A 23,945-nucleotide genomic window follows, 5' to 3' on the forward strand; every position below is an offset into this window, starting at 1 on the left:
GGGCATATCGGCGGGTAGCGTCGATTGTCATGACGACGCCGCCCGCCGAGACCCCCGCCCTACGCGAACGCCTCCGCGCAGCACTCCCCGCCGCCATGAAAGTCCGCGATCGTCACGCCACCGCCGCGCTGCGCTCGGCGTTGGCCGCGATCGACAATGCCGAAGCCGTCGACGGTTCCGATGCTCGCGCCGGAGCGATCGAGAGCAGCGCCGTCGGTGTCGGCGCGGCCGAGCGTCCCCGCCGCACCTTGACCGAAGCCGAGGTCGCCGCCATCGTCCGCGCCGAGATCGACGAACGTCTCACCGCCGCAAGGGAATACGCCGAGTTCGAGAGTGGGGCGGATCGCGCCGCCGGTCTCCGTGCCGAGGCCGCCACACTCGCCGCGCACCTCAAAGGGTGATCTCGCCCTCGGCGCTGCCGAACCGCGCGCCGACCGATCGTGATCCGGTCGAGTGCGCGGTGGTTCGCGCCGCTCAGCGGGGCCCGAGCGCGGCGATGTAGCGACCGGAGAACCAGCGTTGGACGAGGCGGACGACAGGTGCGCCGAGGCGGGCGTACCAGGGGTCGGGGTTGGAGAACGAGGCGATGATTCCGTACACGGAGTCGTCGGCGGGATCGTATTCCACGGCGAAGAGTTCCTCGCCGCGCAACGGGTGGCCGGGGAGCGTGCCGTAGGCGAATCCGCGGCGGTTCGGTTGGTCGACGACATAGACGACGCGGCAGGGCGCGGTGAAGCCGATCGGGCCCACGCCGATGCGGACGGTGATGTCGGTGCCGGGCCGGGCCTCGGGCGTGGTCGCATTCTGGAAGACGCCGCTGCCGCGTTGCATGCGGTAGGTGAGGACCTGTTCGGCGGCTTGGTCGAAAAACGCACGGCCGGAACCGATTCGGCGCCGCAGCCGGAAGTGGTGGTACCCCGCCGGGAACTCGCCCGCGGTCGCGCCGACGTCGGGATAGGTGAAGGGCTGCTGCGACATCGGTCCATCATGGCCCGCCTCGTGACCCGGTGGATGGATCTGTGAGCGGTTTCAACCGGATCGGCGCGCGATGGATCAGGCCGAGCGGATCGACGTATTCGCCGTCGCGCCGGGCGCCCCAGTGCAGGCAGGGGGAGCAGGGTGGATGTCCGTCGTCGAGCACACCGATCACGGTGCCGCGAGTCAGCCTGCGGCCCACCGTGATCGACGCGGTGACCGGCTCATAGGTGGTGCGCAGTCCGCCCGGGTGATCGATGGAGATCACCGGTTTCCCGGCCACGATTCCGGCGAAGACCACGATCCCGTCACCCGCCGCCAGCACCGCCTGGCCCCGGCTCCCCGCCAGGTCCACGCCACGATGTCCGGGCAGCCAGTCGTGCTCGGGTTTGTCGAAGACTCGAACCACGGCGGGCCGCGGCGCGAGCGGCCACCCGAACTCCCCGCCGGGTGCCGCCGACCCGGGCGCGGCCAGGACGACCGTCATCACCACCATCGCCGCGGATGAGAATGCGCGGCGAAATTCCGGATCGAAGTAGTTCGCGGACATGCGAATCAGCGTGCGCCCCCGCAACCGTCATCCAGTCCCTCCCGCCCCGCGAGTGTGGATGAAATTCAGTATTGTGAATAGAACAAGCGCAGCGTTCTGACCTGCGTCGACGGGTCCGGATCCGCCCCTGCTCCGGGCCCGATTTCGATCTGACGGAACCGCTGCGTAAACTGATTCAGCGGTTTGCGTTAACGCGGACCGACTTCGCGCGCCCACAGTGAGTGTCGCCGGCTGGTCCCCCTGATTCGTTCTCGGAGGGTTCCGGTGGCCGTGGGCGCCAGGGCAGGGATCGCCGATTCCTGTGTCAACCAGCAACGAGAGGAAGTTACGGAGCCATGGCTGTCGTAACAATGAAGCAGCTGCTCGACAGCGGCGCGCACTTCGGTCATCAGACCCGCCGGTGGAACCCGAAGATGAAGCGTTTCATCTTCACCGACCGCAACGGCATCTACATCATCGATCTGCAGCAGACGCTGACCTACATCGACAAGGCCTACGAGTTCGTCAAGGAGACCGTTGCCCACGGCGGCACCGTCCTCTTCGTCGGCACCAAGAAGCAGGCCCAGGAGTCGATCGCCTCTGAGGCGACCCGTGTCGGCATGCCCTACGTGAACCAGCGCTGGCTGGGCGGCATGCTCACCAACTTCCAGACCGTGCACAAGCGGCTGCAGCGCCTGAAGGAGCTGGAGTCGATGGAGCAGACCGGCGGTTTCGAGGGTCGCACCAAGAAGGAAATCCTCATGCTGACGCGTGAGAAGAACAAGCTGGAGCGCACCCTGGGCGGCATCCGGGACATGGCCAAGGTTCCCTCGGCCATCTGGGTTGTCGACACCAACAAGGAGCACATCGCCGTCGGCGAGGCTCGCAAGCTGAACATCCCGGTCATCGCGATCCTGGACACCAACTGCGACCCCGACCTGGTCGACTACCCGATCCCGGGTAACGACGACGCGATCCGTTCGGCCGCGCTGCTGACCAAGGTCGTCGCTTCCGCCGTCGCCGAGGGTGTGCAGGCTCGTGCCTCGCGCGCCGGTGGCGACTCGAAGCCGGAGGCCGGCGCGGGCGAGCCCCTCGCCGAGTGGGAGCAGGAGCTGCTGTCGCAGGCTGCCCCGGCCGAGGCTGCCGCCGAGGCCCCCGTGGAGACCGCTGCCGAGGCGGAGCTGAAGGAAGACCCGGCCACCAAGACCCCGGCCGACTTCTGATCCACCGCCGCCAGGCATCTGTTCACCTTGCCGACCGCTGTCGTTCGATGACGGTCGGCAAGGTGTGACCACCACAGACTTTCACTCACACAGGGAGGCTCGCCCGAGATGGCGAACTACACCGCCGCCGATGTGAAGCGGCTCCGCGAGCTCACCGGCTCCGGCATGATGGACTGCAAGAAGGCGCTCGAGGAGAACGCGGGCGACTTCGACAAGGCCGTCGAGTTCCTGCGTATCAAGGGCGCCAAGGATGTCGGCAAGCGTGCTGAGCGCGCCACCGCCGAGGGCCTGGTCGTCTCGCAGGACGGCGTCCTGATCGAGATCAACTGCGAGACCGACTTCGTGGCCAAGAACCAGGAGTTCCAGGACGTCGCGGCCGCCATCGTGGCCGCCGCCGCGAAGGCCCGCCCGGCCGACCTGGACGCCCTGAAGGCGGTCGAGGTCGACGGCAAGACCGCCGACCAGGTGCTGCAGGAGCTGGCCGCCAAGATCGGCGAGAAGCTCGAGCTGCGCCGCGTCGCCGTGTTCGACGGCCAGACCACCGTCTACCTGCACAAGCGTGCCACCGACCTGCCGCCCGCCGTGGGCGTGCTGATCGAGTACACCGGCACCGACGCCGACGCTGCCCGCGCCGCCGGCATGCAGGTCGCGGCCCTCAAGGCCAAGTACCTCACCCGCGAGGACGTCCCGGCCGAGCTCGTCGCCAAGGAGCGCGAGATCGCCGAGGCGACCGCCAAGGAAGAGGGCAAGCCGGAGGCCGCGCTGCCGAAGATCGTCGAAGGCCGCGTCAACGGCTACTACAAGGACGTCGTCCTCCTGGAGCAGGCTTCGGTCACCGACTCCAAGAAGACCGTCAAGGCCCTGCTGGACGACGCCGGTGTCACCATCACCCGCTTCGCCCGCTTCGAGGTCGGCCAGGCGTAATCGCCTGACATGCTCGAAAAGGCCCTTCGCCCATCGTGATTCGATGAGCGGAGGGCCTTTTCGCGTACCTGGCCCGGGGACTCAGCTACAGAAAGAGCAGCCGCCCGGCGGCTTGGGCGGGTTGAGAATGTTGGAGATGAGGGCGCTGCCGGAGGTCAAGGCGCTGCTCCCGGAGTCGAGGCCGGTGGCGATCGGCAGCGCGCCGTTGTCGGGCCCGGGGGTGAGCGGTACCTCGGCCGAGGCGGGTGCCGCGGCCGACGCGAGGCCCGCGGCGAGGGCGATAGCGGCGAGCGCCGCCCGGGTGGTGACCTTCATGGTGTGAAGTCCGATCTGTGGTGGGTGATTGCTTACTCGGGGTCGTTGGCGCAGCCGTGGCAGGGCTTTCCGCCCATCAGGATGGTGATCGCGTCGATCAGGTTGCCCATGACGCTCGAGCTTCCAGGGGAGATGTAGGGGACCACCGGGCTGTTCGCGGAACCGGTGTAGGGGTTCCAGGATCCGGTGCCGGAGCCGGTCGTCGTGCCCGCGACGGCGGTCGGCGCCTCGGCGGGGGTGAGGGCGATCTCCGCGGAGGCGGGCGCGGCGACCGTGGTGAGGGCGGCGGCGAGGGCGAAGGCGGCGAATCCTGTTCGGGCCGTGAGGTTCTTCGAGTTCACGGGCCGACGATATGTGAAATGCGAGTGCGTTAAATCTGAATGCGTGCCCCCGATTTCTTGGTGGCACATCCTTGCCGGGCCCTGCCGGTACGGTGGGAAAGGCATAGCTCCGCGATTGCGGGAACAGTTGCCGCGGGGACTCCCGTGCGCCCGGATTGTGACGAACCGGTAGCCCGATACGAGGGTCGGCTCACGCTCGTGACCGGTCGTGAGGCAGGATGGATGGAGCTTTGTTGCCGTCCCGTGCAATTCGTCGGCCGGGATGGTCTTTTCATGTGCCTGCGCACGCTCGAACGTCTGGACAAGGAGACCGATGACGGACCCGGATACCGCCCCCGATCGCAAGGGCTATCGCCGAGTGCTCCTCAAGCTGGGTGGCGAGATGTTCGGCGGTGGCCGTGTCGGGCTGGACCCCGATGTGGTGCAGGCGGTCGCCGAGCAGATCGCGGAGGTCGTCGAGGACGGCGTCCAGGTGGCCGTGGTGATCGGCGGCGGCAACTTCTTCCGTGGCGCCGAGCTCGAGGAGCGCGGCATGGAGCGGGCCCGCTCGGACTACATGGGCATGCTCGGCACCGTCATGAATTCCCTTGCGCTGCAGGACTTCCTGCAGAAGCAGGGCATCGACACCCGGGTGCAGACCGCCATCACCATGGGTCAGGTCGCCGAACCGTACCTGCCGCTGCGCGCCAAGCGGCACCTGGAGAAGGGCCGCGTCGTGATCTTCGGTGCCGGTATGGGCATGCCCTACTTCTCCACCGACACCACCGCCGCGCAGCGCGCCCTGGAGATCGGCGCCGAAGTGGTGCTGATGGCCAAGGCCGTGGACGGCGTCTTCACCGCGGACCCGCGGGAGGACCCCGACGCCACCATGTTCACCCAGATCACCCACAAGGAAGCGTTGGAGCGGGGCCTCAAGGTCGCCGATGCCACCGCTTTCAGCCTGTGTATGGACAACCAGATGCCGATGCTGGTGTTCAATTTGTTGACCAAGGGAAATATCGCCCGCGCCGTCGCCGGTGAGAAGATCGGCACCCTGGTCCGGTCGTGACCGACGACAAGAACCATGACGCAGTGGAGGAAACGCCGTGATTGAAGAAGCGCTCTTCGACGCCGAGGAAAAGTTCGAGAAGGCCGTCTCGGTGGTGAAGGACGACCTGGCCTCGATCCGGACCGGTCGCGCGAATCCTGGTATGTTCGCGCGGATCGTCGTCGAGTACTACGGCTCGATGACGCCGATCACCCAGATCTCCTCGATCACCGTGCCCGAGCCGCGCATGGTGGTGATCAAGCCGTACGAGCAGGCGCAGATGCAGCCGATCGAGACCGCGATCCGCAATTCGGATCTCGGGGTGAACCCCACCAACAACGGTGACATCATCCGGGTCTCGATCCCGCAGCTCACCGAGGAGCGGCGCCGGGAAATGGTCAAGCTGGCCAAGTCCAAGGGCGAGGACGCGAAGATCTCGATCCGCAACGTCCGCCGGAAGGCCATGGAAGAGCTGGGTCGCATCCAGAAGGACGGCGAGGCGGGCGAGGACGAGGTCGGTCGCGCCGAGAAGGAACTCGACAAGACCACGCAGAAGTACGTCGCGCAGATCGACGAGCTGGTGAAGCACAAAGAAGGCGAACTGCTCGAGGTCTAGACGGCCGATCTTCGGCCGGGGGTAGGGAACGGACGACAAGTGAGCGACGGGACAATCGTGGCCGAAGAGACTGCTGCCACCGGCGAGCTGCCGGAGGAAGCCACCGCATCGCCGGCCGACCCGCCGGCCGCGGATTCGGCCGCGCCGGACAATGCGGGCGAGGCCGCCTCGGGCGGGAAGCCGAGCGCGCCCGCGTCGAAGGCGGGCCGCAACCTGCCCGCGGCGCTGGCGGTCGGATTCGGGCTGGGGTTGTCCCTGATCGCGATCCTGCTGTGGGCCCCCAAGGTGCTCGTCGGCGTGATAGCGGTCGCGGTCGCGGTGGCCACCTGGGAGGTGACCAAGCGGCTGCGTGAGGCCGACGTGCTGGTGCCCCGGATTCCGCTGTTGATCGGCGGGCAGGCGGTGGTGTGGCTGGCCTGGCCGGTCGGACCGCAAGGCGTGCTGGGCGCGTTCGGCGCGACGGCGCTCACCCTCATGGTGTGGCGGCTGTTCGACCACGGCCTGACGGCCACCCCGCGAAACTACTTGCGCGACACCGCGATCTCGGTGTTCACCCTCACCTGGATTCCGCTGCTGGCCTCGTTCGCGGTGCTGATGCTGTCCGAGGACAACGGCAACCTGCGGGTGCTGTCCTTCATGATCCTGGTGGTCTGCTCCGACGTGGGCGGTTACGTGGCGGGCGTGCTGTTCGGCAAGCACCCGATGGTGCCGCACATCAGCCCGAAGAAGTCCTGGGAGGGCTTCGGCGGTTCGCTGGTGTTCTGCGTGATCGGCGGTCTGCTGACGGTGACGCTGCTGCTACAGGCGAATTCGATGATCGGCGTGCTGCTGGGCGTCGGGCTGGTGCTGGTGGCGACCAGCGGCGACCTGATCGAATCGCAGGTGAAGCGGGAGCTGGGCATCAAGGACATGGGCACCCTGCTGCCCGGGCACGGCGGGATCATGGACCGGCTCGACTCGATGCTGCCGTCGGCTTTCGTGGCGTGGCTGGTGCTGACCGCCCTGCTCTGATCGATCGCGCGGCTACCGTCACCTGGTCCGGGCGGTGTGACGAGCGCATCGCACCCCGCGGCGCCGAACGCGTGTTTCGGATGGAACACTGGAAGGGTTATGACTACCCCGTTGCCCCTCGTTTTCGACGCCCCTCGTCGCGGCATGCCGCCGCGGCATCTCGCCGACCTCGATTCGCGGGAGCGCAAGGCGGTGGTCGAGGAGCTCGGCCTCCCCAAATTCCGCGCCGACCAGATCGCGCGCCAGTACTACGGCCGCCTGGTCGCCGACCCGGATCAGATGACCGATCTGCCCGAGGCGATGCGTTCCAAGGTCGCGGAGGCGCTGTTCCCGCAGCTGCTGACCGAGATCCGGCACATCGAATGCGATGACGGCACCACCCGCAAGTCGCTGTGGCGCGCCAATGACGGCACCCTGCTCGAGTCGGTGCTGATGCGCTACTCCGACCGCAACACCCTGTGCATCTCGTCGCAGGCTGGTTGCGGCATGGCGTGCCCGTTCTGCGCCACCGGTCAGGGCGGTCTGAACCGCAACCTGTCCACGGCCGAGATCGTCGACCAGGTCCGGGCCGCCGCGGCCGCCCTGCGTGACGGCGAGGTCGCGGGTGGACCAGGCCGCCTGTCCAACATCGTGTTCATGGGCATGGGCGAGCCGCTGGCCAACTACAAGCGCGTGGTGAACGCGGTCCGGCGCATCACGTCTCCGTCGCCGGAGGGCTTCGGCATCTCGCAGCGCTCGGTGACGGTTTCCACGGTCGGCCTGGCTCCCGCCATCCGCAAGCTGGCCGACGAGGACATGTCGGTGCGGCTGGCCGTCTCGCTGCACACCCCCGACGACGAGCTGCGAGACACCTTGGTGCCGGTCAACAATCGCTGGCCGGTCGCCGAAGTCCTCGATGCCGCACGCTATTACGCCGACAAGTCCGGCCGCCGCGTCTCCATCGAGTACGCCTTGATCCGCGACATCAACGATCAGGGCTGGCGCGCCGACATGCTCGGCAAGAAGCTGCACAAGGCGCTGGGCCCGCTGGTGCACGTCAACCTGATCCCGCTCAACCCGACACCCGGCAGCAAATGGGACGCGTCCCCGAAGCCGGTGCAGGACGAGTTCGTCCGCCGGGTCCAGGCGCAGGGCGTCACTTGCACGGTCCGCGACACTCGTGGCCAGGAGATCGCCGCCGCCTGCGGCCAGCTCGCCGCGGAAGGCTGACCCGGGCGCCGGTCTCGCTGGGGCCTTGGCCAAGTCGGCTATCCGGCATGACTTTTCGTGTACGGGCTGCTGCGGGTCACTCGCGACCGGCGATGGCGCCCCTACCATCTGGGCAACGCTGTTTACGTCCTGCCGATCTCGATGCTCTACGAGTTCGGGATGTGCGTCTATCATCTGGAGATCCCGAAAGTCGTGGCGGGCCGCAAGGATCCGCAGAAGCTCAGAGGGGCCCGCGACGAGATTCTCCGCAAGGCGAGTAAACAGCTCTTCAAGGACTATGTCGCCTTCCCCGCATTGTCGACGCGGAACTGGAAATCGACCGTCCGCGCCAACCTGACCGCCAATGTCGCGAAGAACATGTGGGAGCAGATCGTCACCTTCTGCGGCCATTTCCCCGACGGCGCCGAGAAATTCACTCGACGGGACCTGGCCACCGAGACCCGAGGGGAGTGGTATCTGCGGCCGTTCCTCGGCAGCGCGAACTTCCCGTCCGGTCCGGTCGGGAGAATCTTGACCGGGTCATTGGGATACCAGATCGAACACCATTTCCCGAGCTCGACGCCGACAGCGCACCCGAAATCACGTCGGAACCTGGTGGGCGAGCGGGCTTCCGCGGTCGTCGGAGCAAGAGTGTGGAACGCCACCGTCTCGATATTCCGGATTCCCTTCGCCGGGAAGGCTCTTGACCTAGCGTTTGCTTCATGTTGCAGCAACCGCTCGTAGGGCACGTGAACGAAGCCGATATCCCCTGGGTGTGGGCCGGTGATGTCGGCTTGCAGTTGCTGCGCGTCTCGCCGTCGGGGTTCGTGCTGCGCAATCGGTTCAAGGCCGGGTTCAGCCTGCCCACGCACAAGCACACCGGTGCGGTGAACGCGTACACCTTCTCCGGCGACTGGTTCTACGCCGAGCAGGGCATCCATTACACCGCCGGGACGTTCATCCACGAGCCCGCCGGGTCTGTGCACACCCTCACGGTCGCCGAGGACGCCGATGTCCTGTTCATCGTCGAGGGCGCGTTCATCGACCTCGACGCCGACGGTGCTGTGACCGGTGTCGTCGATTCGAAGACCATTCAGGACGCCTACTTCGCGCTCTGCGATGTCGCCGGTATCGCCCGCCCGACCGGAATTCTCGAATAGCGTTCCCACCAGCGGACTTGTTGCCCAAGGGTAGCTATGCGGCTGATTTCCTGTCGCCGGGCGTCCCGCGCTTCCTACACTGGGTTGAAGGTGGACGCTTGCCGGGCGTCCGATCGGCCGAGGAGCGCATGATGCCAATGTCGCAGCTCACGACCATCTCCTCCTTCGTCATCGTCATCGACGGCCTCCAGATCGCGTCCTTCGCGGAGCTGGGCGGCATCGTCTCGGAGATCGAACCGGTGTCCTACCTCGAAGGCGGTGGCGGCGGTCCGATCCAACTGCCCGGAAAGGTCAAGCCGCCCCAGGTCACCCTGTGCAGGGGCCGCACCGGCACCGCCGACCTGTGGGCCTGGCACCAGTCGGCGCGCAACGGCCAGATGGCCGTTGCCCGCCGCGACTGCACCTTGGCGATGTACGGCGATGAGGGCACCCCGGTCCCGGGCTACCTGCTCGAGCACGCGTGGCCGTCCAAGATCGAGGTCTCGGCCCTGCGGGACGGCCCCGGCGAAATGCTGTACAACAGCGTCACATTGGTTTGCGAGAACCTCCGGCACATGGCGGCCTGACCGGTCGCGGCGGAGGGCGGCGATCAACGGTCGCCGCCTGATCCGAGGATTTCGGCCGGCGCGCTCCGCATCGCCTCGGGGTGGGAGCCGCGAGATATCGGCTGAGAACCAGTAGCCTGACGGCAGGCCCGGCGATTGCCGAGCCGCTCGAGGCCTCTCTGCGGTCCTGTTCTCGAATCGCGATGCCGCCCGAAATTTCTCGGAGAGGCACATGTGGCAACGACCGCAGGCGAGACGAATGACCAGGATTTCGCAGACGGCGGGGTGGAGAGCGCCGACACCGACGCCGGGATCTGGGACGAGGACGAGTCCGCGGCCCTGCGCCGGGCGCGCAAGGAAGCCGGGCTCACCGCGAGTGGGGATTCGACGCGGGCGTATCTGAAGCAGATCGGCCGGGTTCCCCTGCTCTCGGCGGAGGAGGAGGTCGATCTGGCGGTCCGGATCGAGGTGGGGCTGTACGCGGCGGAGAAGCTGCGGATCGAATCCGAGGGGCCGTCCGGTCTCACCGCCGCGCGTCGCCGGGACCTGACCTGGATCGTGCGCGATGGCGTCCGCGCCAAGGATCATCTGCTCGAGGCGAATCTGCGCCTGGTGGTGTCGATTGCCAAGCGGTACACCGGGCGGGGCATGGCCTTTCTGGATCTGATCCAGGAGGGCAATCTGGGGCTCGTGCGTGCGGTCGAAAAGTTCGACTACAGCAAGGGATTCAAGTTCTCGACCTATGCCACGTGGTGGATTCGCCAGGCGATCAGCCGTGCCATGGCCGACCAGTCGCGCACCATCCGCATTCCCGTGCACATGGTGGAGATCATCAACAAGCTCGGGCGCAGGCAGCGTGAGTTGCTGCAGGAGCTGGGTCGCGAGGCCACGCCCGAGGAGCTCGGGCAGGAGTTGAACATCACCGCCGCGCGGGTGCTGGAGATTCAGCAGATGGCCCGGGAACCGATCTCGCTGGACCAGACGATCGGTGACGAGGGCAGCGGCCAGTTCGGCGACTTCATCGAGGACACCGAGGCCGTCGTCGCGGTGGAGGCGGTGGCGTTCACCCTGCTGCAGGAGCAGTTGCAGGCGGTGCTGGGCACGCTCAGCGAGCGCGAAGCCGGGATCGTGCGCCTGCGTTACGGACTGGGCGACGGGCAGCCCCGGACGCTCGACGATATCGGGAAGATCTACGGCGTCACGCGCGAGCGGATCCGGCAGATCGAGTCGAAGACGATGTCGAAGCTGCGGCATCCGTCGCGCTCACAGTTGCTGCAGGATTACCTCGAATAGTGCGGGCGGGTGGCCGGGCGGGTTGGCCGCCCGGCTTCGTATCCGGCGTCAGAGGGTCGCGATCATCCGCTGCGCGGTGGCGGCGTGACCGTACTGGTTCGGATGGAATTGCGCGCCTTCGCCATTGTCGACCGAGGTGCCGTTGACCCACCGGTCCGGGATGGCCTCGCAGACGTCGTGGCCGTCGTAGAGCTCGTAGGTGCTGAAGTAGGTGGTGCCGGGCTGGGAACGCAGCATGGTGTTGAGGCCGCCGATCACGCTGTCGCGGATCCAGTCGGCGTCCGCGGCCAGGACCGGCTGGCGGCCCGCGCACAGGGATGCGTTGTCCGGCAGGATCTTCGGGTAGCCGACCAGGACGATGCGGGCCTGCGGGGCCTGGGTGCGGATGGCGGCGAGCAGCTGGGCGAGCTTGGCGGCGGTCATCGAGAGACGGCCGGGCATCTCCGGGCCGTACTTGTTCTTGCAGCCCGCCACCAATTCGGCGACTGCTCCCGCGCTGCCGCTGGCGCTGCCCGTCGCGAGACTGCCTGTGCCGCTGCCTGTTCCGAGGGTGCCCGCGAGCACACAGTCCTTGACCAGCTGCCCGAAGCCGATATCGTTGCCGCCGACGCCCAGGGTGACCAGCGTGGTGTCGGCGGTGACCGCGGAGAGCTGAGTGCCGGCCACCGAGTCGATGGTCGCGCCCCCGCAGGTGACATCGGTGAGCGCATACCCGCGCTGGGCCGCGAACAGGTGCGCGTAGTTGCGGTCCGACCGGGAACAGCTCTTGTCGAGAATGGTCGAGATGCCCACCCCCGCCGCATACGAATCGCCGAGTGCCACGTACTTTCCGCTGTCGGCGGTGGCCGGGGTGATGCTGGTCAGGGAGGCTGCGGCGATCAGCGCAATTGCGGACAAGCAGTGTTTCAGTTTCAAGAGAGGGTCCTGGTGGCAGAGCGGGGAGGGGATCGCCGCCGACCCTAGAAGATGACCTACCACCCGGTAGGTCAGTTTGCGCGATCGTTATCCAGCAGAGTGGCGATGCGGTGGCGGTCGGCGGGGGTGGCGGGGAGTTGGACGACCATGAGGAGGTCGGGGTTGTCGACCGGGCGGAGTTGGTAGACGTCGAGGTCGAGGCGGCCTGCGGTGGGGTGATCGAGGGTGATGGTGGCGGGGCGGAAGTCCTGGACGGGGTATTCCTGCCACCAGGTGCGGAATTCGGGGCTGGCTGCGGTGAGGTCGGCGATGAGGGCGGTGAGGCGGGGATTGTCGGGGGTGCGGCCGGCTACGGCGCGGAATTGGCCGAGAATGGCTCGGGCGGCGCGTTCCCAGCGGGGCATCATGGCGCGGGTGCGGTCGTCGGTGAACATCCACCACAACAGATTTCGGCGGTCGGCGGGGAGCTCGGCGGGGTCGATGCGAACGCGGGCGAAGGCGGCGTTCCAGACGACGAAGTCGAAGCGGGCGTCGTGGACGACGGCCAGGTCGGGCATCAGGGCATCGACCAGGCGTTGTAGTCGGCCGTCGTCGATATCCTTGTGCTCCACGGGATCCGCGAGGCCCGCCAGGGTGCGCAGATGGCGGTGCTCGGCGGGGGACAGGAGCAGGGCGCGGGCCAGGGCGTCGACCACCTGAGGGCTGGCCGCGATCTTGCGGGCCTGTTCGAGCCAGGTGTACCAGGTCAGGCTGACGCCGGCGAGCTCGGCGACCTCCTCGCGCCGCAGCCCGGGGGTGCGGCGGCGACCCGGCTCCAGATCGTCGACCAGGCCGACGTCCTTGGGCGTGAGCCGGGCCCGGTGCGCTTTGAGGAACGAGGCCAGTTCGGAACGGTGATTGTCGGGCATCGCATCCCCTTGTGGCTAGCGGTATCGGTACCAGGACCAGGTGTCGGCGCGTCCTTACCGTCAGAGGCATCAGGTGATCGACACGGATCGCCGCGCACGGGGAGAACGACATGACGAACGACAAGGGACCGGTTCTGGTCATCGGCGCGACCGGACAGCAGGGCCGGGCGACCACCCGGCAGCTGCTCGAACGCGGCTGGGAAGTACACACTTTCGTGCGCAACCTGGAGTCGCCCGCCGCGACCGCGCTGCGCGCCGAGGGCGCGAACCTGATCCAGGGCGACCTCGACGACACCGATTCGATCCGGGCCGCCATGGAAGGCGCGTACGGCGTGTTCATGATGCTGACCATGATGGAAGGCGTCCACATCACCACGGAAGGCATTGCGGCCGAACAGCGCCGGGGCCGGACGGTCGCGGAGCTGGCGAAGGAGCTGGGCATCGAGCACTTCGTCTACAGCTCCCTGCGGGGCGCGGGCCAGAACACCGGCGTGGAGTACTACGCGGCGAAGACGGCCATCGAGGGGTACATTCGCGAACTCGAACTGCCCGCCACCATCCTGCGGCCCACCTTCTTCATGGACAACCTCAACGGCTTCAACCGGCCGGTGCTCGACGAGAACGGCGTGCTGCAGATCGATCTCGCGGTGCGCGGCGACATTCCGGTATCGCTGATCGCGACGCGCGACATCGGCGCCTTCGCCGCGATCGCCTTCGACCGGCCTCGGGAGTTCCTCGGCCGCACGGTGCCGCTGGCCGGGGACTACCTGACCCCGCCGCGGATCGCGGAGATCATCGGAGCGCACGCCGGACTGCCCGCGCGCAGCAATGTGGTGCCACTGGAACAGGTCCGGGCGTTCGACCCGCACGTCGGGCAGATGTTCACGCACTTCAACGAGAGCCCGGACGGGCCGCTGGACCTGGCGGCGCTGCGCGCCGAACACCCTGGCCTGCTGGATCTGCCGGCGTGGTTGCGCTCGATCGATTGGAAGCCGTGACGCCACGGGATCACTCGGCCGGAGCGGTCGGCGGGTGGGCGAATCCGGCCCGCGTGGGTGGCCGTTCGCGCGGTAGCGACCCGGGGCGGCGCGAAGCAACTGCTTCGTGCCGCCCGTTCGGCGTGTGCGTGCAGTCGCTCGTGGTGCTTGGTCGTGGCGCACGCCTGACCTCCCTGCCGGCGATTCGATGGCCCGACTCCAGCCGGATCTGCTTGGGCGGCACCGTGACTGGGCCGGTGCCCGGCGGCGCGCACTCGTCGTGTGCCGGGGCGATCGATCGCGGGGTGCGAAGTTTTCGAACGGCCGCGGTGTGCCGCGCCGCGGGGCCAGCCTTGACGTATGAGCACACAACGAAGCCGAATGGACTCGGCGGCACAACCGTTGAAGCGGGCGGCAGCGGCGGCCCGGCTGGAAATCGCGGTGGCGGATCTTCCGGAGCTCGGCGCCGGCTGGACGGTCGGGGAGGTGTGGCGGCTGCGACGGGAACGGCCCGATTGGCTGATCGAGGCGCGGCGGCGGTTTCCCGGGCGCGGACCTCGGGGGCGGGTCCGGGCGCGCGCCGGTTCGAATGGCCCCGCCGGCGGGCGGTGATCGGCTTATGCTCGGGTTTACTGGCACGTTCTGGGTATCGAGGTCGCCGTGGCGCATGTCGATCCGTTCTCAACGCGCCGCGATACCACCCTCGGGTACGCGGCGGAGCTGGAGGCTGCCGGATTCGGGGAGGCGGTCGAGGTCGGGCGCGGCGGATTCGGCGTGGTCTACCGATGTTTCCAGCCGTCACTGGGGCGGACGGTGGCGATCAAGGTGCTGACCGCGGACCTGGAATCCGATGGTTTGGAGCGGTTCGTCCGCGAGCAGCTCGCCATGGGCACGTTGTCGGGGCATCCGAACATCGTGCCCGTGTTCGAGGTGGGGTCCACCGAGACCGGGCGGCCCTACATCGTGATGCCGTATCACTCGCACGGGTCCCTGGACGCGCGCATTCAGCAGCGCGGCCCGGTGGACTGGCCCGAGGTGCTGCACTTCGGAGTGCGGCTGTCCGGGGCGCTGGAGACCGCGCACCGGCGCGGGCTGCTGCATCGCGACGTGAAGCCGGGAAACATCCTGCTCACCGAGTACGGGGAACCGCAGCTGGCCGATTTCGGCATCGCGCGGGTGCCCGGCGGGTTCGAGACCGCGGCGGGCATGGTCACCGGATCGCCCGCCTACACCGCGCCCGAGGTGCTGCAGGGCCAGGCCCCGGACGCGACCGCCGACATCTACGGACTGGCGGCCACCCTGTTCTGCGCGGCCACCGGGCACGCGGTGTTCGAACGGCGCAGCGGGGAGCAGCTGGTCGCACAATTCGTGCGGATTACCAAGCGTCCGCTGCCGGACCTCACCGTTGCGGGCCTGCCCGCCGACCTGACCGGCATCATCGAGACCGCGATGGCGCGAGAACGCTCGCAACGCCCGGCCTCGGCCGTCGAATTCGGCACGGCGCTGCGGGAGCTTCAGCAATCGCACGGGCTGCCGGTCGACGACCTGCCGATCCCGGTGCCCGCCGAGGAGTCCGAGCCGGGGAACGCGCCGCCCACGCCGAGCCCGGCCGCGCCGACCCTGGGCGGCCGCCGCCGCGCCCGCGATACGGCGGCCACGCCGCCGGTCCCCGCCACCCGCCTACGCCCACCCACCATCACCCGCGCCCTGGTGGAACGGCCCCGCCTTCTCGACGCGCTGGGTGCGGGCAGTGACCGTCGGCTCGCGGTGATCCACGGCCCCACCGGCTTCGGCAAGACCACCCTGGCCGCGCAGTGGAGTGCGGTGCTCGCGGCGTCGGGCGCCTCGGTGGCCTGGTTGACCGTCGACAGTGACGACGACAATGTGGTGTGGTTCCTCTCGCACCTGATCGAGGCCGTGCGCGCGGTCCGGCCCGCCCTCGCGCGCGAACTCGGCAAGCTGCTCGAGGAACACGGTGACGAGGCCACGCGGTTCGTGCTCACCTCGCTCATCAACGACATCGACCAACGCGGTGAGCCGGTGACCGTCGTCATCGACGACTGGCAGCGGGTAACCGACCCGAAAACCCAGGCCGCGCTGCGGTTCTTGATCGAGGGCGCCAGCCCGGCGCTGCGCATCGTGGTGACCAGCCGCTTCCAGACCGGCCTGCCCATGAGCTCCATGCGGGTGCGCGACGACCTGGTGGAAATCGACACCGCCGCACTGCGATTCACCCTCGACGAGGCATATCAGCTGCTGGTCGGGCTGGGCGGGCTGGACCTGGATCGCGGCGATGTCGAGGACCTCACCGAATCCACCGGCGGCTGGGCGGCGGCCCTGCAGCTGGCCGCGCTGTCGCTGCGCGGCAGTGACGATCCCGGACAGCTCATCGGCCGTCTCACCGGCCGCCACCACGCCATCGGGGAATTCCTCGCGGAGAACGTGCTGGAAACCCTCGAACCCGGGGTGCTCGACTTCATGGTCGCCACCTCGATCACCGAAAGAACCTGCGGCGAACTGGCTTCCGCGCTCACCGGCGTCACGGACGCACAGGCCCTGCTGGAACACATCGAGCAGCAGGATCTGTTCCTGCGCCGCGTCGACGGCGGCCAATGGTTCCAATACCACCAGCTGTTCCAGGACTTCCTGCGCCAGCGCCTCGAATACGACCGGCCCGAGCGGATCGACGAGCTGCACCGCGCCGCCTCGCGCTGGTTCGCCGACCACCGGCACGTGAGCGAGGCGGTCGACCACGCCCTGCTGGCCGGTGACGAGCAGAGCGCCGTCGACATCGTGGAGCGCGACGGCATGTCCTTGCTGGAGTACGGCCAGATGGCCAGCCTCATCGTCCTGGTCAACAAGCTGCCCCCGGCGGTCATCGAAACCCATCCGCGGCTGCAACTGGATCTGGCCTGGGCCAATATCCTGCTGCACCGGGCCTCGCAGGCCGAGCGCGCGCTGTTCCTGGCCGAATGCACCCTGGACAGTGGCGAGTTCGATGCGCGGACCTCGGCCCGGCTGCACGCGGAGGCGGGCGTGGTGCACGCCGTTGTGACCGTGCGCGCCGACGTGCTCAACGGCGTGGAGGATTGGCTCGCACCGTGTTTCGGCATGGCCGACGAGCTCTCGCCGTACGTGGTGGCCGTCGGGGCCAATTGCGCCAGCTTCGCCGCGGGCTACCGCTACGACTTCGACGAGGCGGTCCGCCTGCAGGAATGGTCCGCGCCCTACATGCGCCGGAACAAGGGCTGCTACAACAATATTCACGGATTGTGCTTCCTGGGCCTGGCCGCCGGCCTGCAATTGGACCTCCCGCGCGCCGAGCGGTACTTCCGCAAGGCACTGAAGATCGCGAAGCAGTTCGCGGGCAGCCACTCCTACGGTGCGCGGCTGGCCGGGTCGCTGCTGGGGGCACTGCTCTACGAACGCGGTGAGGTCGCCGAAGCCGAACGGCTGCTCGACGAGGGCTACAAGCTCGGCGCCGACGCGGGAGTGGTCGATTTCAAACTCGCCCGCTACGTGGTGGGTGCGCGGGTGAAGGCGCTGCGTGGTGACCGCGGCGCCGCCATCCGCCGCCTGAACGAGGGTGCGCGCGTGGCCGAGTCGATGTCGCTGCCCCGCCTGCGCGCCGAGATCGAGCACGAGCGCGTCCGTCAGGGTCTGCCGCCGCACCCGGATTTCGGCCCGTTCCCGGGGGCGGATCATGCCGCCCGCCGCCAGCCCACCGACCCCATCGACGAATTCACCGTTCTCTATGAGGAATTCACCGCGATCCGGCTGCTGCTGGCCGAATCCACCACCGAATCCCGGGAACTGGCCCGCGCCTGGGCGCAGGAATGGGTCGACGAGCTCGAAGTCGCCCGCCGCCCCCGCGATCTACTCGAGGCCCGCCGCCTGCTCGTCGCCTGCCTGGCCGCGACCGGCCGCACCACCGCGGCCGAATCGCTGCTGGCCACCATCACCGCCCAATGCGCCGAACTCGGCGCGCTCCGCTTCCTCCTCGACGGCGGCCCCCACGTCGTGGCCACCCTCGACGAGCTATCCGCCGACCAGGCCGACGGAAACTGGGACCAGGCCTGGCCCGAAGTCCCGCCCGCCTTCCTCCGCGCCCTCGCCGAAGCCGACGCTGCCCAGCCCTTTTGATGCGCGTTGATGCGGGAACGATCATCGGGTGAGGCGAGCGGCGGAGTTGCCTCGCGTGGGCTGTAGAGGATCTCGTCGCCGTCGCGCAGATCCGCCAGCCCCCGCGACAGGCCCCGTTCCGATCTGGCGTGATGGCTCGAGGGGCCGTCGGGTGCGGTGACTTGCGGGCCCACGAAAGCGATCAGCCGCGGGCCCACCAGTGCGATGAGTCGCGGGCATCGGAGAGTGGTGAGGAGGTCGAGCGTGATGCGCCGCAGCGCCCGGGTGTGACCGGCCCCGCGGTCACTAATGGGACAAACCGGTCATCTGGTGTGACTAGAGTGAACGCGCTGGAAATGGTGCTAGGCAGGGAATGACGGGTGTGACTGAACCTCTACGTGAGGCGCATGAGCGGGCCAGTTGGGCGGAGTTGTTCTTCGACCTGGTGTTGGTGTTCGCGGTGACGCAGGCCGCGCATGTGGCGGTGGCCGGGGAGAGCTGGGGAGCCGTCGGGCAGACGGTGTTGCTGCTGGCGATCATGTGGTGGTCGTGGGTGGGGACGACGCTGTCGGTGCACGGGGTCGAGGACTCGAATCGGCAGCGGATCTTCCTGTTCGCGTGTGGGCTGTGCATGTTCGTGATCGCCATCGCCGCGCCGCACGCGTTCATCGGTCGCGCGCTGCCGCTGATCCTGGCGGTGGCGCATCTGGTGCTTCGGCTGCTGCTGTGGGCCGAGATGCGGCGCAAGCGGGCGTTCTCGCAGGCGGGCGTGTTCGGCAGCTGGGTCAATCCGTTCACGATCACTCTGGTCGCGGCGGCGCTGCTGGTGATCGCGGCGCTGGTTCCGGAGGGCGGGGCGCGCAACGTGCTCTGGATCGTCGCGGTGCTGCTGGCCTTCGGCGGCCCGGCGCTGCTGGCGCGGCGGATGGAGTCGGTGCAGTTCGGCGCGACGCATCTGCCGGAGCGGTTCGCCACCTTCGTCATCATCGCGCTCGGTGAGACGGTCGCATCGGTGGGTTCGGAAGCGGCGGAAGCGCATCTGGGCGTGATGTCGTGGATCGCGGTGGTGCTGATCTTCGTGCTCGGCTGCGGCCTGTGGTGGCTGTACTTCGCGTACGGGTTCTCCGCGGTCGAACATTCGTTGCGCACCAACCAGGTTCGCGGCACCGTGGTGCGGGATGTGCTCAGCTACGGCCACATTCTGCTGGTGATCGGCCTGGTCGGGGTGGCGGTGGGCGCGCGCAGCATGGTCGAGCATCCGACCGAAACCGCGCACGGCGTCAACGCGTTCCTGCTGCCGATCGGCGCGACCCTGTACGTGTCGACCTTCCTGTTCACCCGCTGGCGCATGTTCGGCGCGGCCACCCTGGGCCGGTTCATCGCCGCGCTGGTGCTGGCGGCGCTGGCCCTCGCCTCGACGCTGCTGCCGGAGATCGTGACGCTGGCCGCGGTGACCGCGGTCCTGGTCGGCCTGAATGCCTGGGAGTACTGGGTGGTTTCGACCGGACGGCCCCTGCTGTTGATGACCCGCACGCGGGCGAACTGACCCTCAGCCCTCGACCTCGGCCAACCGGCGGCGCAGATAGTCGCGCTCGGCGTCATTGGCGGTGAGGTCGAGGGCTGCCCGGTATTCGATTGCCGCGCGATCGTCGCGGCCCAGCCGCCGCAGCAGATCGGCCCGCGTCGCGGTGACCTGCCGGGCCACCTCCGACCCGGCCGGGGCCGCCACCGTGTCGAGCAGCTCCAAGCCCGCCTCGGGCCCGGAGCGCATGGCCACCGCGATGGCCCGATTCACGGCCACCGTGGGGGAGGGGATCCGGGCCCACACCATGTCGTACAGTTCGGCGATCCGCGCCCAATCCGTCTGCTCCGGACCCGCGGCGGTGACATGGCAGGCGACGATCATGGCCTGTAACCGATACGGCCCCAGCCGATCCCGGGGCGCGGTGCGCCGCAACTCGGCCAGCCCCGCCGCGATCAACTCCCGATCCCACCGCCTCCGATCCTGCTCCTCGAGCGGCACCAGCACCCCGTTCAGAGTCCGGGTCGCGGCCCGCGACTGCTGGAGCAGGACAAGCGCGTTCAGCCCGCCCGCCTCGGGATCATCGGGCATCAACTCGACCACCAGCGCGGCCAACCGGCGCGCCTCCGCCGCCAGATCGGGCCGTTGCAGATCCGGCCCCGCCCCGGCCAGATACCCCTCGTTGAACAGCAGATAGATCACCCCGAGCACGGCATTGGTGCGCTCGGGCAGCAGATGCGCGGGCGGCACCCGATACGGGATGCCCGCGTCGCGGATCTTCTGCTTGGCCCGCACCAGCCGCTTGGCCATGGTCGGCTCGGGAACGCCGAACGCGCGGGCGATCTCGCCGGTGGTCAGCCCGGTCAGCGTGCGCAATGCCAGTGCCACCTGCGCCTCGAACGCCAGCGCCGGATGGCAGCAGGTGAAGATCAGCCGCAGCCGATCGTCGGGAATGCCGGTGCCGGACACGGCCTCTCCCGCATCGGGGATCGCGGCGCGGGCCAGTTCCCGCAGTTTCCCGGCCCCGACGCGTTCGCGGCGCAGCCGGTCGACGGCGCGGCGGCGGGCCGCGGTCAGCAGCCACGCCCCGGGCCGCTCGGGCACGCCGTCGCGCGGCCAGGTGCGCCAGGCCAGCGCGAACGCCTCCTGCGCGCACTCCTCGGCCAGGTCCCAGTCGCCGAGCCCGCCGATCAGGGTGGCGATCAGGCGCGCCCATTCGGTGCGGAAGGCGGCCGTGATCGCGGCGTCGACCTCGGTCACAGCGTCAGCACCGGCCGGATCTCGATCTGCCCGAACCGGCTGGCGGGATGCCGGGCCGCGACCTCGATGGCCGCGTCCAGATCCGCCACCTCGATGAGCGCGAACCCGCCGATCTGATCCTTCGCCTCCATGAACGGCCCGTCGGTGAGCAGCACCTCGTCCCCGCGCACCCGGACCGTGGTGGCGGTGTGGCTGGGATGCAGGCCCTCGTGGGCGGTGAGCACGCCGCGGGCGAGCAGGTCGTCGAGCCAGTCCCGGAACTCGCTCATCCCGTCGTCGGTGCGGTGCTCGTCGACCCGGTTCTCGTCGGCGCTGATCAGCAAGAGGTATCGCATGGTCGTCTCCTTTCACCCGCACGACGAACGGGACGGACGCGGATGGACATCACTATGCCGAGCGCCGCTGTCCATTGCCGGGATTCCCGTTCGTCGATCCGGTATCGAGTCCACCCACAGACCGGAGACGACCATGCCCACCGTGACGTCCACCGACGGCACCACCATCGCCTATCACCGCGCCGGCGCGGGTCCGGCCATCGTGTTCCTGCCCGGCGCCTTCAATGACAGCGGCACCTGCGCGGCCTTGGCCGAACAGCTCGCCGACCGCTACACCGTGGTCCGCCCGGACCGGCGCGGCCGTGGCGACAGCACCGACGCCCTCGCCCCCGCCGACGCCGGCCGCTACGACGTGCGCCGCGAGATCGAGGACCTGGACGCGGTCATCGCCGATATCGGCGGCAGCGCAGCGGTTTTCGGCTTCTCCTCCGGCGGCATCCTGGCCCTGCGCGCCGCCGCGGCGGGCTCGCGCATCACCCGACTGGCCCTCTACGAACCGCCGTTCGCGCTGGGCGGCCTCGCCGATCACACGCCGCAGCGGTTGCCCGAACGACTGGCCGACCTGATCGCCCGCGGCGAGCGCGGAGCCGCCGTGGAATTGATGCAGCTCGAGGGCATCGGCCTGCCTCCGGCCGTGGTCGAGCAGGTCAAGCGGTCACCGATCCGGCCGCACCTCGAGGCGATCGCCCAGACGGTGGTCTACGACGCCGCCATCTGCCGCCCGCCGAACGTGCCCACCGATGAGATGGCCCGCCTCGATATCGAAACCGTGGTGATCAGCAGCCCCGAATCCTGGCCGGGTGTCCGTTCCGCCGCCGAGGCCCTGCCCGCCCGCCTCGCCCGCGCCCACTACGCGGAGGTGCCCGGCGGCGCGGACCACGGCATCCCGGCCGAGGCCACCGCGAAGGTGCTCGACGCGTTCCTCGGTGCGGACGTGACCCGCTGAGCCGGACCGGAATCGACGCCGAGCCACCCGAAAACCGTTGCGCCCGCCCGGATCGTGCGACCGGCCCCGCGGGTGACCGGCGCCGTCGGTACCGTGACGGACATGAATTCGCTGATGCACCGGATCCTGGATATCGCGCCGGTCTGGGTGTACCTCGTCGTCGCGCTGCTGGTGTTCGCCGAGGACGCGATCTTTGTCGGCTTCGTCATTCCCGGCGAGACGGCCGCGGTGCTCGGCGGCGTCGCCGCCAGCCAGGGCCACGTGCAGTTGTGGCCGATGATCGTGCTCGTGATCGCGGCCGCGATCATCGGCGACAGCGTCGGTTACGAGGTCGGCAAGCGGGTGGGCCCGAAACTGTTGCAGGCCAGGATGCTGGATCGCCATCGCGGCCGCCTCGACAGCGCCCAGGACTACCTGGCCCGCCGCGGCGGCTGGGCGGTGTTCCTGGGCCGGTTCACCGCCTTCTTCCGGGCCATGATGCCGGCGCTGGCGGGCACCTCCCGCATGCCGTACCGCCGCTTCCTGATCTTCAACGCGGTCGGCGGAATCGTGTGGGGCGCAATCTTCGTGGTGCTCGGCTTCGTCGCGGGACAGTCCTACGAGGCGGTGGCCAAGACGGTCGGCCGGGATCTGGCCCTGGGCGCGGCCGCGATCGTGGTGGTCGCCTTGATCGTGTGGAAGCTGCGGGAACGCCGCCGCGAGCGCTCGTTCGAGGCTGACTACGAGGTGTCCCATGCAGGCCCGATGACCCCTGAGACCGACTGATTCCCAGCGATCTCCCAGGGAACGCCGCGAACGCAGCGCGCATACTGGGGCCGTGGTTCGGATCGACGCACCGCTGCAACTCGGCGGACTGGTGAGCGCCTGGCGGTGGGACGCCTCGACGGCGCTGGTCGTCGCGCTGCTGGGCCTCGCCTACGCGTCCTGCTTCGTGCTGGGCCGCCGTCGCGGGGAACAGCTTCCCGTGATCCGGGCCGCGTACTTCGGCGTCGCCGGGCTGGGCGTGTGGCTGTACACCGGCCTCGGTATGCCCGGGGTGTATTCGGACACCTTGTTCTGGGTGCGCGCGCTGCAGGTGCTGTTGCTGCTGTACGTGGTGCCGTTCGCGCTCGCGGCCGGAGCGCCGTTCACCGTGTTGCGCGCGGCGCTCGGCGACGCGGGGCGGAAACGCCTGGACGCCATGCTCTCCGGCGACGTGGCCCGGGTGCTCACCCATCCGGCCACCGCGTCGATGCTGATCCTGCTGCTGCCGTGGGCGCTGTTCCTCTCGCCCTGGTACGAGGCGGTGCTGCGGCACGGCGCGGTCGACGCCGTCACGCGAATCCTGGTGGTGGCCATCGGGTTTCTGTACTTCTACTCCCGCTTGCAGATCGATCCGGTGCCACGGCATTTCACGCAGGGGCTGTCGCTGCTCATCACGGTCGGCGAATCGCTCGCCGACGGCATCCTGGGCATCGTGCTGTGGCTCGGCCCGCTCGTCGCCGCCGGGTACTACGGTTCGCTCGGCCGCACCTGGGGACCGGATGTCCGCCTGGATCAGACGATCGGCGCGGGCATCCTGTGGCTGCTCGGGGATCTGCTCGGCCTGATCTACTCCCTGGTCGTGATGCGGCGTTTCGCCGACGACGAGAAGCGGGAGGCGGGTGCGCTGGACGCCGAACTCGATGCCGTCGAGGCCGAGGAGCCGGTCTCCACGGGACTGTGGTGGGAGCACGATCCGCAGTTGCGGGAACGCTTCCGCCGCTGATCGGCGGGCTCCAATAGTGGCCTGTGTCACCGGTTCTGGCACTGAGTGATGTTCGCTATCAAAGGA

The 23,945-nt window shown here is 68.8% G+C and carries 25 protein-coding genes and 1 pseudogene; 18 read left to right on the forward strand and 8 right to left on the reverse strand.

Translation table 11 applies throughout. The features are described from left to right. Window positions 1–29 precede the first annotated feature (29 nt). Window positions 30–401 (forward strand): hypothetical protein, encoded by a 372-nt coding sequence (locus tag ACFYTS_RS05990; protein ID WP_357281562.1) that lies wholly within the window; start codon window positions 30–32, stop codon window positions 399–401. 73 nt (window positions 402–474) lie between these two features. Here the strand turns inward: ACFYTS_RS05990 and ACFYTS_RS05995 are convergent, their stop codons facing one another. Together ACFYTS_RS05995 and ACFYTS_RS06000 are read right to left on the reverse strand one after the other, a co-directional pair. Beyond that, the gene (locus ACFYTS_RS05995) at window positions 475–978 is read right to left on the reverse strand and encodes a DUF1990 family protein (RefSeq protein WP_387301678.1); all 504 of its coding nucleotides are present in this window, start codon (window positions 976–978) and stop codon (window positions 475–477) included. A 7-nt stretch (window positions 979–985) separates the two neighbouring features. Next, a complete protein-coding gene (locus ACFYTS_RS06000; RefSeq protein WP_387302078.1) occupies window positions 986–1,471 on the reverse strand; it encodes a M23 family metallopeptidase in 486 nt (161 codons plus the stop codon). A gap of 389 nt (window positions 1,472–1,860) precedes the next feature. On the opposite strand from ACFYTS_RS06000, the gene rpsB reads away from it, so the two are divergent. Together rpsB and tsf are read left to right on the forward strand one after the other, a co-directional pair. Further along, window positions 1,861–2,727 carry a 30S ribosomal protein S2 gene (rpsB, locus tag ACFYTS_RS06005; RefSeq protein WP_357281558.1) on the forward strand — a complete coding sequence of 289 codons (867 nt, stop codon included), beginning with the start codon at window positions 1,861–1,863 and terminating at the stop codon, window positions 2,725–2,727. A gap of 108 nt (window positions 2,728–2,835) precedes the next feature. Further along, a complete protein-coding gene (gene tsf / locus ACFYTS_RS06010; protein ID WP_357281556.1) occupies window positions 2,836–3,651 on the forward strand; it encodes a translation elongation factor Ts in 816 nt (271 codons plus the stop codon). Between the two features lie 81 nt (window positions 3,652–3,732). On the opposite strand, the gene ACFYTS_RS06015 is transcribed toward tsf, so the two are convergent. Together ACFYTS_RS06015 and ACFYTS_RS06020 are read right to left on the reverse strand one after the other, a co-directional pair. After that, window positions 3,733–3,966: a hypothetical protein gene (locus tag ACFYTS_RS06015; RefSeq protein ID WP_387301680.1), complete on the reverse strand. Its 234-nt coding sequence runs from the start codon at window positions 3,964–3,966 to the stop codon at window positions 3,733–3,735. A 32-nt stretch (window positions 3,967–3,998) separates the two neighbouring features. After that, window positions 3,999–4,307, reverse strand: a complete 309-nt coding sequence (locus ACFYTS_RS06020; protein WP_387301682.1) for a hypothetical protein — start codon at window positions 4,305–4,307, stop codon at window positions 3,999–4,001. A 313-nt stretch (window positions 4,308–4,620) separates the two neighbouring features. On the opposite strand from ACFYTS_RS06020, the gene pyrH reads away from it, so the two are divergent. The 8 genes and pseudogenes from pyrH to ACFYTS_RS06060 all read left to right on the forward strand — a co-directional run. After that, the gene (pyrH, locus tag ACFYTS_RS06025) at window positions 4,621–5,355 is read left to right on the forward strand and encodes a UMP kinase (protein WP_357092686.1); all 735 of its coding nucleotides are present in this window, start codon (window positions 4,621–4,623) and stop codon (window positions 5,353–5,355) included. Window positions 5,356–5,392: 37 nt separating this feature from the next. Beyond that, window positions 5,393–5,950, forward strand: coding sequence for a ribosome recycling factor (gene frr / locus ACFYTS_RS06030; RefSeq protein WP_213556998.1), 558 nt, complete (start codon window positions 5,393–5,395; stop codon window positions 5,948–5,950). 39 nt (window positions 5,951–5,989) lie between these two features. Continuing rightward, window positions 5,990–6,961, forward strand: a complete 972-nt coding sequence (locus tag ACFYTS_RS06035; RefSeq protein ID WP_357281550.1) for a phosphatidate cytidylyltransferase — start codon at window positions 5,990–5,992, stop codon at window positions 6,959–6,961. A 99-nt stretch (window positions 6,962–7,060) separates the two neighbouring features. Continuing rightward, entirely contained in the window at window positions 7,061–8,170 is a 1,110-nt protein-coding gene (gene rlmN, locus ACFYTS_RS06040) for a 23S rRNA (adenine(2503)-C(2))-methyltransferase RlmN (RefSeq protein WP_387301685.1), read from the forward strand. A gap of 57 nt (window positions 8,171–8,227) precedes the next feature. Beyond that, window positions 8,228–8,893, forward strand: a complete 666-nt coding sequence (locus tag ACFYTS_RS06045) for a hypothetical protein (RefSeq protein WP_387301687.1) — start codon at window positions 8,228–8,230, stop codon at window positions 8,891–8,893. Further along, entirely contained in the window at window positions 8,872–9,309 is a 438-nt protein-coding gene (locus ACFYTS_RS06050) for a 2,4'-dihydroxyacetophenone dioxygenase family protein (RefSeq protein ID WP_357281544.1), read from the forward strand. The genes ACFYTS_RS06045 and ACFYTS_RS06050 overlap by 22 nt, the downstream gene beginning before the upstream one ends. Before the next feature lie 131 nt (window positions 9,310–9,440). After that, window positions 9,441–9,875, forward strand: a complete 435-nt coding sequence (locus ACFYTS_RS06055; RefSeq protein WP_357281542.1) for a phage tail protein — start codon at window positions 9,441–9,443, stop codon at window positions 9,873–9,875. 204 nt (window positions 9,876–10,079) lie between these two features. After that, window positions 10,080–11,147: pseudogene (locus tag ACFYTS_RS06060) on the forward strand (RNA polymerase sigma factor); the annotation flags it as partial. A gap of 48 nt (window positions 11,148–11,195) precedes the next feature. Here ACFYTS_RS06060 and ACFYTS_RS06065 read toward each other — a convergent pair. Both ACFYTS_RS06065 and ACFYTS_RS06070 read right to left on the reverse strand, forming a co-directional pair. Continuing rightward, on the reverse strand, window positions 11,196–12,044 hold the full coding sequence (locus tag ACFYTS_RS06065) for an SGNH/GDSL hydrolase family protein (protein ID WP_387301689.1): 849 nt from the start codon (window positions 12,042–12,044) through the stop codon (window positions 11,196–11,198). 89 nt (window positions 12,045–12,133) lie between these two features. Continuing rightward, window positions 12,134–12,970: a helix-turn-helix transcriptional regulator gene (locus ACFYTS_RS06070; RefSeq protein ID WP_387301691.1), complete on the reverse strand. Its 837-nt coding sequence runs from the start codon at window positions 12,968–12,970 to the stop codon at window positions 12,134–12,136. A gap of 110 nt (window positions 12,971–13,080) precedes the next feature. Here ACFYTS_RS06070 and ACFYTS_RS06075 point away from each other — a divergent pair, with 110 nt between their 5' ends. The 4 genes from ACFYTS_RS06075 to ACFYTS_RS06090 all read left to right on the forward strand — a co-directional run bounded on the left by ACFYTS_RS06075 (window position 13,081) and on the right by ACFYTS_RS06090 (window position 19,615). Next, the gene (locus ACFYTS_RS06075; RefSeq protein ID WP_357281536.1) at window positions 13,081–13,968 is read left to right on the forward strand and encodes an NmrA/HSCARG family protein; all 888 of its coding nucleotides are present in this window, start codon (window positions 13,081–13,083) and stop codon (window positions 13,966–13,968) included. Window positions 13,969–14,307: 339 nt separating this feature from the next. Continuing rightward, window positions 14,308–14,559: a hypothetical protein gene (locus ACFYTS_RS06080; RefSeq protein ID WP_357281534.1), complete on the forward strand. Its 252-nt coding sequence runs from the start codon at window positions 14,308–14,310 to the stop codon at window positions 14,557–14,559. Between the two features lie 48 nt (window positions 14,560–14,607). Continuing rightward, window positions 14,608–18,090, forward strand: a complete 3,483-nt coding sequence (locus tag ACFYTS_RS06085; protein ID WP_387301693.1) for a protein kinase — start codon at window positions 14,608–14,610, stop codon at window positions 18,088–18,090. Between the two features lie 361 nt (window positions 18,091–18,451). After that, complete coding sequence (locus ACFYTS_RS06090) at window positions 18,452–19,615, forward strand: low temperature requirement protein A (protein ID WP_387301695.1); 1,164 nt, start codon at window positions 18,452–18,454, stop codon at window positions 19,613–19,615. Between the two features lie 3 nt (window positions 19,616–19,618). Here ACFYTS_RS06090 and ACFYTS_RS06095 read toward each other — a convergent pair whose 3' ends face one another. Then, window positions 19,619–20,851 (reverse strand): RNA polymerase sigma factor, encoded by a 1,233-nt coding sequence (locus ACFYTS_RS06095; RefSeq protein WP_387301697.1) that lies wholly within the window; start codon window positions 20,849–20,851, stop codon window positions 19,619–19,621. Next, entirely contained in the window at window positions 20,848–21,186 is a 339-nt protein-coding gene (locus ACFYTS_RS06100; protein ID WP_387301699.1) for a YciI family protein, read from the reverse strand. The genes ACFYTS_RS06095 and ACFYTS_RS06100 overlap by 4 nt, the downstream gene beginning before the upstream one ends. 133 nt (window positions 21,187–21,319) lie before the next feature. Here ACFYTS_RS06100 and ACFYTS_RS06105 point away from each other — a divergent pair, with 133 nt between their 5' ends. The 3 genes from ACFYTS_RS06105 to ACFYTS_RS06115 all read left to right on the forward strand — a co-directional run bounded on the left by ACFYTS_RS06105 (window position 21,320) and on the right by ACFYTS_RS06115 (window position 23,879). Beyond that, window positions 21,320–22,132 carry an alpha/beta fold hydrolase gene (locus ACFYTS_RS06105; RefSeq protein WP_387301701.1) on the forward strand — a complete coding sequence of 271 codons (813 nt, stop codon included), beginning with the start codon at window positions 21,320–21,322 and terminating at the stop codon, window positions 22,130–22,132. 102 nt (window positions 22,133–22,234) lie between these two features. Continuing rightward, window positions 22,235–22,897, forward strand: a complete 663-nt coding sequence (locus tag ACFYTS_RS06110; protein WP_387301703.1) for a DedA family protein — start codon at window positions 22,235–22,237, stop codon at window positions 22,895–22,897. A 52-nt stretch (window positions 22,898–22,949) separates the two neighbouring features. Then, window positions 22,950–23,879: a cytochrome c oxidase assembly protein gene (locus ACFYTS_RS06115; protein WP_387301705.1), complete on the forward strand. Its 930-nt coding sequence runs from the start codon at window positions 22,950–22,952 to the stop codon at window positions 23,877–23,879. The last annotated feature ends 66 nt before the right edge of the window (window positions 23,880–23,945 follow it).

This window comes from Nocardia sp. NPDC004151, from assembly GCF_042874235.1.
GTDB lineage: Bacteria > Actinomycetota > Actinomycetes > Mycobacteriales > Mycobacteriaceae > Nocardia.

Excerpts from the sequence above, each read along its gene's own strand:
- ACFYTS_RS06055 (WP_357281542.1), top strand. The coding sequence starts at position 9,441 with ATGCCAATGTCGCAGCTCACGACCATCTCCTCCTTCGTCATCGTCATC.
- ACFYTS_RS06105 (WP_387301701.1), top strand. The coding sequence starts at position 21,320 with ATGCCCACCGTGACGTCCACCGACGGCACCACCATCGCCTATCACCGC.
- rlmN (WP_387301685.1), top strand. The coding sequence starts at position 7,061 with ATGACTACCCCGTTGCCCCTCGTTTTCGACGCCCCTCGTCGCGGCATG.
- ACFYTS_RS06015 (WP_387301680.1), bottom strand. The coding sequence starts at position 3,966 with ATGAAGGTCACCACCCGGGCGGCGCTCGCCGCTATCGCCCTCGCCGCG.
- ACFYTS_RS06075 (WP_357281536.1), top strand. The coding sequence starts at position 13,081 with ATGACGAACGACAAGGGACCGGTTCTGGTCATCGGCGCGACCGGACAG.
- ACFYTS_RS06100 (WP_387301699.1), bottom strand. The coding sequence starts at position 21,186 with ATGCGATACCTCTTGCTGATCAGCGCCGACGAGAACCGGGTCGACGAG.
- rpsB (WP_357281558.1), top strand. The coding sequence starts at position 1,861 with ATGGCTGTCGTAACAATGAAGCAGCTGCTCGACAGCGGCGCGCACTTC.
- ACFYTS_RS06110 (WP_387301703.1), top strand. The coding sequence starts at position 22,235 with ATGAATTCGCTGATGCACCGGATCCTGGATATCGCGCCGGTCTGGGTG.
- ACFYTS_RS06050 (WP_357281544.1), top strand. The coding sequence starts at position 8,872 with ATGTTGCAGCAACCGCTCGTAGGGCACGTGAACGAAGCCGATATCCCC.
- pyrH (WP_357092686.1), top strand. The coding sequence starts at position 4,621 with ATGACGGACCCGGATACCGCCCCCGATCGCAAGGGCTATCGCCGAGTG.
- ACFYTS_RS05995 (WP_387301678.1), bottom strand. The coding sequence starts at position 978 with ATGTCGCAGCAGCCCTTCACCTATCCCGACGTCGGCGCGACCGCGGGC.
- tsf (WP_357281556.1), top strand. The coding sequence starts at position 2,836 with ATGGCGAACTACACCGCCGCCGATGTGAAGCGGCTCCGCGAGCTCACC.
- ACFYTS_RS06000 (WP_387302078.1), bottom strand. The coding sequence starts at position 1,471 with ATGGTGGTGATGACGGTCGTCCTGGCCGCGCCCGGGTCGGCGGCACCC.
- ACFYTS_RS06080 (WP_357281534.1), top strand. The coding sequence starts at position 14,308 with ATGAGCACACAACGAAGCCGAATGGACTCGGCGGCACAACCGTTGAAG.
- ACFYTS_RS06070 (WP_387301691.1), bottom strand. The coding sequence starts at position 12,970 with ATGCCCGACAATCACCGTTCCGAACTGGCCTCGTTCCTCAAAGCGCAC.
- ACFYTS_RS05990 (WP_357281562.1), top strand. The coding sequence starts at position 30 with ATGACGACGCCGCCCGCCGAGACCCCCGCCCTACGCGAACGCCTCCGC.